The 9562-nt window shown below is 42.4% G+C and carries 10 protein-coding genes; 7 read left to right on the top strand and 3 right to left on the bottom strand.

What is annotated here, in order from left to right:
* The 7 genes from C9J12_RS10755 to C9J12_RS10725 form a co-directional block, all read left to right on the top strand.
* On the top strand, positions 1–710 hold a 710-nt coding region (locus C9J12_RS10755), incomplete at its 5' end, for a transketolase-like TK C-terminal-containing protein (protein WP_322348872.1).
* A gap of 471 nt (positions 711–1181) precedes the next feature.
* On the top strand, positions 1182–1580 hold the full coding sequence (locus C9J12_RS10750) for a DUF2170 family protein (protein ID WP_107242709.1): 399 nt from the start codon (positions 1182–1184) through the stop codon (positions 1578–1580).
* Positions 1580–2266 carry a PspA/IM30 family protein gene (locus C9J12_RS10745; RefSeq protein ID WP_107242708.1) on the top strand — a complete coding sequence of 229 codons (687 nt, stop codon included), beginning with the start codon at positions 1580–1582 and terminating at the stop codon, positions 2264–2266. The genes C9J12_RS10750 and C9J12_RS10745 overlap by 1 nt, the downstream gene beginning before the upstream one ends.
* A 51-nt stretch (positions 2267–2317) precedes the next feature.
* Positions 2318–3343 (top strand): potassium channel family protein, encoded by a 1026-nt coding sequence (locus C9J12_RS10740; RefSeq protein WP_107242707.1) that lies wholly within the window; start codon positions 2318–2320, stop codon positions 3341–3343.
* Positions 3344–3386: 43 nt separating this feature from the next.
* Positions 3387–4022: a YjfK family protein gene (locus C9J12_RS10735; protein ID WP_107242706.1), complete on the top strand. Its 636-nt coding sequence runs from the start codon at positions 3387–3389 to the stop codon at positions 4020–4022.
* A 31-nt stretch (positions 4023–4053) separates the two neighbouring features.
* Positions 4054–4470, top strand: a complete 417-nt coding sequence (locus C9J12_RS10730; protein WP_107242705.1) for a DUF350 domain-containing protein — start codon at positions 4054–4056, stop codon at positions 4468–4470.
* 11 nt (positions 4471–4481) lie between these two features.
* Complete coding sequence (locus C9J12_RS10725) at positions 4482–5105, top strand: DUF1190 family protein (RefSeq protein WP_107242704.1); 624 nt, start codon at positions 4482–4484, stop codon at positions 5103–5105.
* 60 nt (positions 5106–5165) lie between these two features.
* Here C9J12_RS10725 and C9J12_RS10720 read toward each other — a convergent pair whose 3' ends face one another.
* The 3 genes from C9J12_RS10720 to C9J12_RS10710 form a co-directional block, all read right to left on the bottom strand.
* Positions 5166–6521 carry a cytochrome-c peroxidase gene (locus C9J12_RS10720; protein WP_227876327.1) on the bottom strand — a complete coding sequence of 452 codons (1356 nt, stop codon included), beginning with the start codon at positions 6519–6521 and terminating at the stop codon, positions 5166–5168.
* 303 nt (positions 6522–6824) lie between these two features.
* Positions 6825–8045 carry a hypothetical protein gene (locus C9J12_RS10715; protein ID WP_107242702.1) on the bottom strand — a complete coding sequence of 407 codons (1221 nt, stop codon included), beginning with the start codon at positions 8043–8045 and terminating at the stop codon, positions 6825–6827.
* Between the two features lie 203 nt (positions 8046–8248).
* Positions 8249–9553: an anaerobic C4-dicarboxylate transporter gene (locus C9J12_RS10710; protein ID WP_107242701.1), complete on the bottom strand. Its 1305-nt coding sequence runs from the start codon at positions 9551–9553 to the stop codon at positions 8249–8251.
* Between the last annotated feature and the right edge of the window lie 9 nt (positions 9554–9562).

The following is a 9562-nucleotide window of genomic DNA, read 5'->3' as shown; positions in this document are numbered from 1 at the left end:
CTTACGGTGCAACATTCCTGATGTTTATGGAATACGCACGTAACGCAATGCGTATGGCTGCACTGATGAAAATTCAGAACATCCAAGTGTACACGCACGACTCAATCGGTCTGGGTGAAGATGGTCCGACGCACCAGCCAGTAGAGCAAATTGCTTCACTGCGTCTAACACCTAACATGAGCACATGGCGTCCATGTGATCAGGTTGAATCTGCTGTTGCTTGGAAACTGGCAATCGAACGTAAAGATGGCCCTACAGCGCTCATCTTCTCGCGTCAGAACCTAGCACAACAAGCACGTACTGACGCTCAAGTGGCTAATATCGCGAAGGGTGGTTACATCCTGAAAGATTGTGAAGGCAAGCCTGAACTTATTCTTATCGCGACAGGTTCTGAAGTTGAGCTAGTAACAGAAGCTTACGCACAGCTAACTGCTGAAGGCCGTAAGGTTCGCGTTGTTTCTATGCCAGCAACAGACACATACGATAAGCAAGATGCTGCTTACCGTGAATCAGTATTACCGTCTGATGTGACTGCACGTATTGCAGTTGAAGCGGGTATTGCTGACTTCTGGTACAAGTTCGTTGGTTTCGATGGTCGCATCATCGGTATGACAACATTTGGTGAGTCTGCACCTGCAGGCGAGCTATTCAAGATGTTTGGTTTTACGGTTGAAAACGTTGTTGATACAGCAAAAGAGCTTTTAGCTTAATTGTTGAATAAATCAGCGTAGAGAGAACTGTTTGTATCTTTCTCAATGAAAACCAATTTTTTATAAAAACCGAGTGTATTCTCGGTTTTTTTTCATCCCCGTTATACCGCCTACACTCCGTTCTTCTCCGGCTATGCTCATCACATACATTCACTCAGGAAATGGCATTCAACAAGCCAAGAAAAATGATGATGTATATATCAGTAACCTCCTAACGAACAAAATTATATTTTCCATTCAACTCACAGTTCACATTTGGTCACAAAAAAACCATCAAAATTGCAAAAATACTCTGATTTTTAACCCTATAAATTCATACTGTAGGATATGCTCTACATCTTTCAGGTATATTGAATATCAGATTGAACATTTACGTATTTAACGAACCTAATAAAACAGCTTGTTATTATGCCTATGTACAGGCAAAAAGACGTAAAGTAAGTTTTACTACTCATATATAAGGTATCGACTATGACGTTGCAATTATCAGATCTTCTTCCGATTCTAAGCGAGCATGACGGTTGGCAGATTGAAACCAATGAGCAAACGCTTGTTCTACGTAATGAAGATAACATCGAAGCGTACCTTGCCGTTGCGGGTGAGCAGATTCTTGTTGAAGTATTATTATTTCCTCAAGACCAAGTAAAAGATGTGAATGCGTTAAACGATGAGATCTTACGCACGCACATGATGTTCCCATTATCTACCATTGGTCTTAATACCATTGATGGTCACAGCTATTACATTGCATTTGGTTCTTTATCTTCTCAATCCAATGCACAAAGTGTTGTTATTGAAGTAGCAACTTTATTCCGAAATGTAGAAGCATTTATCGAACTTTACCAAGAACACCTAGCGGAGACAGTATAATGAGCGTTTGGAAAAAATTATTTACCGCAATTAAAGGCGGAGCAAACGACGCAGCAGAATCTGTAGCTGATGGTCAGGCACTGCGTATTCTTGATCAAGAAATCCGTGAAGCAAAACAGGAACTTCGCCGTTCAGACGAAGCACTTGTTAGCATTGTTGCAAAGCGTAAAATGTCACAACAGAAAGTGGAAGCATTCAACAACGGCATTACAGAATATGAAGGCCATGCACGTGGCGCAATGGAAAAAGGTCAGCAAGAACTGGCTCTTGAATGTGCACATAAAGTGGCGGCACTGCGTAGTGAACAGCAAGCTGAGCAAACATACCTTGATCAGTTTATTAAATCAGAACAAAGCATGCGCACTAATATTGCACAAGCAAAAGACAAACTACGCCAGCTAGAGCAACAAGTTGATATCGTTAAAGCTAACGAAGCGGTACAAAAAGCACAATCAGCAGTATCGGCAACTAACGTAGGTGCCAATGCTAAAATGCACACTGCGGTTGAATCACTAGAGCGTATTAAACAACGCCAAACAGAGAAATCAGCACAACTTGAAGCTGCAGCAGAAATGGCTGAAGAGCAATCGGGTGGTAGCCTTGATAAGAAACTGGCTGAAGCTGGTATCACAGCAGGCGGAAAATCATCGGCAGAAGATGAACTTGCGCGTATTTTAGGTAAGTAATTAGACTATCCTTCGTTATAATATTGAAGGATAGCGACAAGGAGGTAATTAATGTCGATATGGATTCTCTTTCAACGTTGGGCCGTAAAAAACTTAGGGCAGTTGAATGGACGAAACCTTTTACTTACCTTGCTTGGTTATAGTGCAATAAGCTGGCTATTACTTGTGATAGCCGGTGAGCGTGCACTTACGCACTCACTTACCGATTTTGTTTATTATCTATTCGTAACAGCATCAACCGTTGGCTATGGTGACATGTCACCCACAACGGTAATGGGTAAGTGGGTCGTTTCTTTATTCATTATTCCCGGTGGTCTTGGGTTATTTGCACTCGGTATTGGGCGTATTGCAGGGGGTTTCATTTCTTATTGGAAAAGTGGCCTGTTGGGAAGACGGAGTCTTAAAGTGGACAATCATATTTTAGTGCTTGGCTGGAATGCGCAACGCACCTTGCATCTGATAAAAATGTTGCAACATGAAGAAAAAGGCAACCGCCCTATCGTATTATGCGTGCGCCCTGAAATAGAAAACCCATTACCGGGTGAAGTTGAATTTGTCCGTGTAGCTAGCTTTACCGATAATGAAGGTATGGCACGAGCAAGCATTGAACAAGCAAGCTGTATTGTGATTGATAACCCCGAAGACGACGTCACGCTATCGGCAGCCTTATACTGTGCCAATAAGAACCCTACCGCACACCTACTTGCCTATTTCAATGACGAATCCTTAAGCCAGTTGCTTAAGCAGCATTGCCCGAATGCTGAATGCATTCCTTCTGTCGCAGTAGAGATGCTAGCAAAAGCAGCTGTCGACCCAGGCTCAAGCGAGTTACACCACGAATTACTGAGTACGGATCAAGGCATGACTCAATACTCGGTCACTTACCCAAGTGGTTCAGCCATTACGACTATCGATATTTTATTCACGCTCTTTAAGCAAGAACACGATGCGACTCTCATTGCGATTGATACGGGGGATGGCGTAGAGCTAAACCCTTCGCTACAGCGTGAAGTACCACCTGAGGCTAAACTTTTTTATATCTCTGATGAACGTATTAACCAGTTCAATTGGAAATAATAAATCTCTTTTGACCTTCTTCTGAAACCGTTTAGGAACCAACATGTTTAATTGGTTTAAAAAGAAAACAACGCCTGAAGTTAGCGTACCTAAAAGCCCAGAAATCTTAGGATTAAGGCTTGGTGGGGCGTTTGAACTTGATGATCTTAAACTTCGTCTTATTGAACCCGATCTTGTTATCGAGGGGGCATCACGTACTCAGCTGATCAAAGCCGTTGGTGTCGTTCAACTTGATGAGCAAACGCGTTTAATCCGTTATTACACGGATGACGAAGGCTTTATTCAAGTGTTAACCCAAGGTGAAACAGAAGCCGATGTCAGTGAAGTAAAACTGTATTACTTCTACGATACCAAACCGATTGATACGGAATCGGAGTGGAAGCATTTACTCCATAACCAAATTGTACAGCCAACGTGGGAGCTCGAAGGCCATACATTTGATAAAGTATGGGACAACAGTAAACCTGTCGCGATGACAGAAAAAACATGGCTCGAAAATGGTTCAATTAGCGAAACGGATCAATTTGTTATGATCTATGAGCGTGAAGTGGGCAATGACATTTATGAATCGGTTTTGGTGTCAGGCGAAGAAAAGATAATCCACAACCGTGCCGAACGCTGCTTATCCACGAGCACTGGTATTAATCTATCCCCTACAGACTTTAAGCTCATTGGCTAGTTTGTAATTACTTACTTATTTAGGAATCCACATGGATGTTTTAGCAAATTCACTGGCAGGCCTTGGCTCTTTTTTTCTATATTTCTTAATGTCACTGGCTTTCTTGATGTTGTTTAAATTTGTCTATGTGCGTATTACGCCACACGACGAATGGAAACTGGTCAAAGAAGACAAAAATATCGCGGCGGCAATCGCGTTAGCAGGTTCAATTATTGGTTACAGCATTGCGATTGCAAGTGCTGCCAGTAACTCGGTTAACTTAATCGACTTTGCCGTTTGGGGTATTGTGGCTTTGCTTGCTCAACTTATTGCTTTCGTTATTGTACGCTTTGGTTTCATGCCAAAAATTGTTGAGCGTATTGAAGCCGGCGAAGTACCAGCAGGTATTCTTATGGCAGCAACCTCTGTATCTGTTGGTCTACTGAATGCCGCTTGTATGACTTACTAGGAGCAGCCAAAATGAAACGAAGTAATCAGGTTGTACTAGCCAGTATGCGAAAGAATTGGCGCACATATTCTGTTGCACCAGTCACTGTGGCTTTTGCGGGTATTTTATCTGGGTGTACTGATAACAGTAGTGAAGCATCCATTTATCAAGGGTTAAACGATTGTGTCGATGACAACCCTAGTTACACCAGTGAATGCCAAGCTGCCTATCAAAACGCACTAGCAGAAGCAGAACGCACAGCACCGAAATATCAAACACAATACGACTGTTCAGCCGAGTTTGGTAACAATGCCTGTGTACAATCACAACAGAACAATTGGTTTATGCCTGCAATGGCGGGCTTCATGTTCAGCCGGATGATTAGCAACAACAACCGTGGGTATTATTCACAGCCGATGTTCCGCTCATCATACCCTGGTAGTATTTTTTATGATCGCTGGACGACGGCAGATGGTAATGATTACGGCCGTAGTAGCTATAAAAAAACCAAAGTCCGAGTCTCCAAAGATCAGATGAAACCCAAGGCAACAGTCAACCGTACGATCTCTCGTGGTGGGTTTGGCTCAACGGTTTCAGCGAAGTCGAGCTGGAACAGCAGTAAATCATCATCAGGTAGTAAAGGATGGGGCGGATAAATCCTCCCTTACCAAAGCACCTTTGCAGCACCAATTTACACTAGCGAGCCGAGTTATCATTTATGATTCAGGCTCGCTTTCTTCATTAATAACCTCAGGAAAAGGATTACTAAAGATAGGGTTCACTAAAAACGCTTCGTCTGTTAATGCTTCAAGAAACACCACTAACGCCTCTTTCTCTGCTTGATTAAGATTAAACTGCACCGGACGGCCATTAGAAGAATTTCTTCGCCTTAGCGCAGGGGCTAAATTAGGGTGCGCCTGAACACCGCTATTATAAAATTCAATCACTTCAGCTAAGCTACTAAAACGACCATCATGCATATAAGGGGCTCTTACCGCGATATTACGCAATGAAGGCACTTTAAAGAAACCACCTCCCACGCCTTGATCTGCACTTGTATTGGCATCTAACCCGTTCACGTGTTTATTATCGGCCGAGTGCGCTGATGTATGATGACAAGAATCACAGCCAAGTGAATCTGAATTATCACCCGGTACACCAGAAAATAAACTTAAGCCTAATAATTCTTGCTCAGAAAAAACAGCACTAAAATCCGGAGTATCAGAGCCTCCTGCCGTAAAAGCTTGATCATATTTAGAACCGTAACTCACCATAGAGCGAATAAACTGCGCTAGTGATCTTGATATACGATCGCTGGTAATGGCCTCGTCACTGAATGCAGCTAAAAATAGAGGAGCATAAAAACTGGTAAGTCCCAACTTAACTTCAAGGTCGAATAAATTCATTCCCATTTCAACACTATCTTGAATGGGCATTAATACCTGCTCTTCTAGCGTACCCGCTCGTTCATCCCAGAAGAAACGACCTCTAGAATAATAGGTGGCATTGGTTAACCCCATAGAATGACGACCTGTTTTACCACCATCAAAGCCATTACTCAGCACTTCAGGATCGGAGAATCCATGCCGCTGAATATGGCAAGATGCACAAGCAACAGTATTGTTAGCCGACAAACGAATATCATAGAAAAGCACTCGACCAAGCACTGCTCCGGCATTTGTAACTTTATTGTCCGCTGGCGTGTTATCTTGATCGATCACATTACCAAAACGAGCGCCTGCATCCATGTAATAGCTTGGTCTCGCATTTAAATATGCTTCGTAATCGTGGTTAATACTCAAATCTGGCAGTGGTAAACCATCCTTATCGAATAGCTGTACTGGTGGTGGTTCGATAGTATCGTCAGGAGATTCGATAATATCATCAGGAGGAGAGGTATTATTTTCCTCAGCATTTTCAGTGCTTTCTTCTGCATTTACAGTACTATCGGAAACGACAGTGGGAGTTTCATTGTTTAGCTCGTCGTTATTCAATGTGTCATCAGAACTATCATTACAGGCAACAACAGCAGTCAAAACAACGACCATAACCAATACATTGGAAGTAGTCATAAGATACCAAAACCTAGCAAACTCATTATTATTAATTTATACAGGTATCTATCTCAACAAGGATAAGTCGTATATTCTTTGTTAACTGTAAAGCAGTCAAAAATGCTTATATTTATTACTATAGCTACCCTATAGATCAGGTTACATTTAAATGGCAGGTCTTAATTCTGATTAATGAGATAGTCAAAGCAGTATCAATATGTTGCTAATATCTGTGGACACTAATTGTAAGCGATATATCTATGTCAGATGAAAAGCAGAACGATAAAAAGAACTAAGAATCAACACCTCATCAACAAAGCTTTATTTTTGAATATGCCAACGCATCTCTTTTAATCCATATTGCGACAATGTGTGAAAATAAACGGTTTGCTCATCTAAAAACACCCCATCAGTACCGATGTATTGCCATAAATAAGGATCGTATAATCGCTGCTTGATGTTAATACTGGTTTTATTCACATCAAGTACAACCAAACCCGACGGGGCAATGGGATAGACAACTCTTTCCACTACCTTATGTGGCTCTACTTCATTTTGGTAACCAATAATCGCAGGCTGAGCTTCACGAACAAAAGGGGGTAACGTATTGAGTGTATTTACAACTAACCCTTGCTCATCAATTAAGTATGCGAAACCTGTATTATTTTCCGTCGTGCCAGTAATTAAGAATCGATTCACGGTAGGCAAAAATTGCACATCATACGTGTAGTACTGAACATCACCACGAAGTGCTATTGGTTGCTTAATCAAAGTGTTTTTTATTGGGTCGTAAATTGAATACATTAATTGTGCATTCGTTTTGTCATCAATAAATCGCTGCCATACTAATAGTGCAACGTGCTGAGAACCCGCTAATAATGGCCACCAATCACGATGCTGTTTATCAACAGATACCGAAAGCTGCCCTAGTTCTTTTCCTATTGAATTATAGGTTTTAAGCAATACATCATCACCCGAACCAAGATCATCAACTCCACCGCCGTCTACCCAACCTTCTGAAAAAAAGATAACAAAGTGATTATCAACAGCAGCAACATGCCCCGAATGCCCGCCATCAAAAGCAACTTGTTGGTAAGGGGCTATCGATTTAAATTGAGTATCAAATACGGCATAAGATTGCATTAATTCATGCTTAGCCTGATAAGCATCTTCCATAGTCACCATGATATGACCATCACGGCTTATAGCAGAACTCGCGGGCTCTTGAGCAGTATGATCAGGTGCAGAGATTAATAATTCAGGAGAGAGTCGCGTAGAGGCATTGGAAAATGAAGCCATATATACGTTATGGCTCCATTCTTCATCATTATTTGTTAATTGTAATTTCTCAGATACAACAGAAGACCAAATTGACACATACTGACCATTCGGTAACGGCAGAATATCTAAGCCATGCTGAAAAGCACGAAGATCACGATCTTCTGCATGTCCAACAAACGAAAAAAATAAGGTAATTATTAGCAAAAGCTTAACGCTAAACCATTCAATTCGTTCGCCAGTCATACTCATAGATCTCAGCATGTATTTACTCTCAGCCTAAAAATAATTCGAGTATGATAAGATTAATACATAAGAAAAAAGTCGTAAGCGAAACTTGCATTGATGGCTTTTTTAAAGCGCTCAGATAACGTTCAATATTTCATTACCACGAATATAAGGCTGGGTTTAATTATCATAACCAGCCTTACAAAGGCAATAACGCCAAATACCATCATTTGAGCCTGTTAGACAAAAATATTCGCCAGTACAAAACCAAACGGTACAGCTGCCACGATACCCAACATGCCAGGCAAGAAGAACGGATGGTTGATAATGTAGGAGCCATTCCACCGACTGCTGAGGAAAGATCCTGTATCATCCGTTGCAATGGCGAAAGCCGTTGTTGGGTAAATATTGGTCATATACAGCGCGCTCACCGCAACAAAGCTGCCTAAGATTGTAGCCGGGTCAACATTTAGCGACGCTGCAATTGGTACCAACAAAGCACTGGTTGCCCCTTGGCTAAACAGCAAAGCCGATGTGCAAAAGAAGACGACCGCCAGCAGCGCCGGATACTCATTCAGTACATCACCCGCCAGTATTTTTATCTCAGGAATATGCACCCCAATAATGGTCGAGCTCAACCAAACAATACCGAGGATCACAACTAAGCTTTCTGCACCATCAGCAAAAATCGGCGCTTTCTTGATTGAAGTAAGCTGAACCTTACACACCATTGCCATAATAAAGCTGGTTAGCAGCATCACAATAACGATGATGTCACGAGAACCCAAGGCATGACCTAGCAGCGGTTTAAACAACAACAAGGCGACAATAAATAACACACCGCCAAGGAACAGCCACACCGAACGCTTGGCTTCAATCGTCGGTTCAATCTGTTTCTGCTCTTCCGGCGTAAAGTTTACCAACCCTTTCTCGACACGTTCTTTGAAGATTGGATCATCTTTCAGCTCACACCCCTGCCGACTTGCTACGAATGAGGCAACAACAGTACCAAACAAGGCAGCAGGCATGATCACGCTTAGCGCAGTGCCAAAACTTACCCCCATCGTTTCAACCACGACGTACATCGCAGCGGTCGCTGCCGAAATCGGCGAAGCGGTAATCGCGATTTGAGAGGCAACAACTGCCGAGCTTAGCGGCTGGCTAGGACGAACCCCGTTTTCCTTGGCGACTTGCTGGATAACATTCAATACCGACATTGCCGTATAGCCCGTACCTGCAAGTGTCGTCAGCACAAAAGTAGTGGCCGGAGCCAGAATATTGATGTACTTAGGGTTATTACGCAGCATTTTTTCAGCGCAATTTACCATGTAATTCATACCGCCCGCTTGCTGCATCACCGACAGCGCCAAGATCACGGACATAATGATCAAAATCACCGAGACCGGAATATCTCCCGGTGGTAAGCCAAGCCCAAAAACAGCAATCGCCATTCCTAAACCACCCGCCAGCCCTACCCCGATACCACCTAAACGAGCAGCAAGAATAATCGCGCTTAATAACAATACTATTTGAAATATAATCATTGGATACCT

This window comes from Photobacterium frigidiphilum, from assembly GCF_003025615.1.
In the GTDB taxonomy this organism is placed as follows: Bacteria; Pseudomonadota; Gammaproteobacteria; order Enterobacterales; family Vibrionaceae; genus Photobacterium; species Photobacterium frigidiphilum.
Note: the sequence above shows the minus strand (reverse complement) of the source record. Positions and strands in the feature narration are given on the sequence as shown.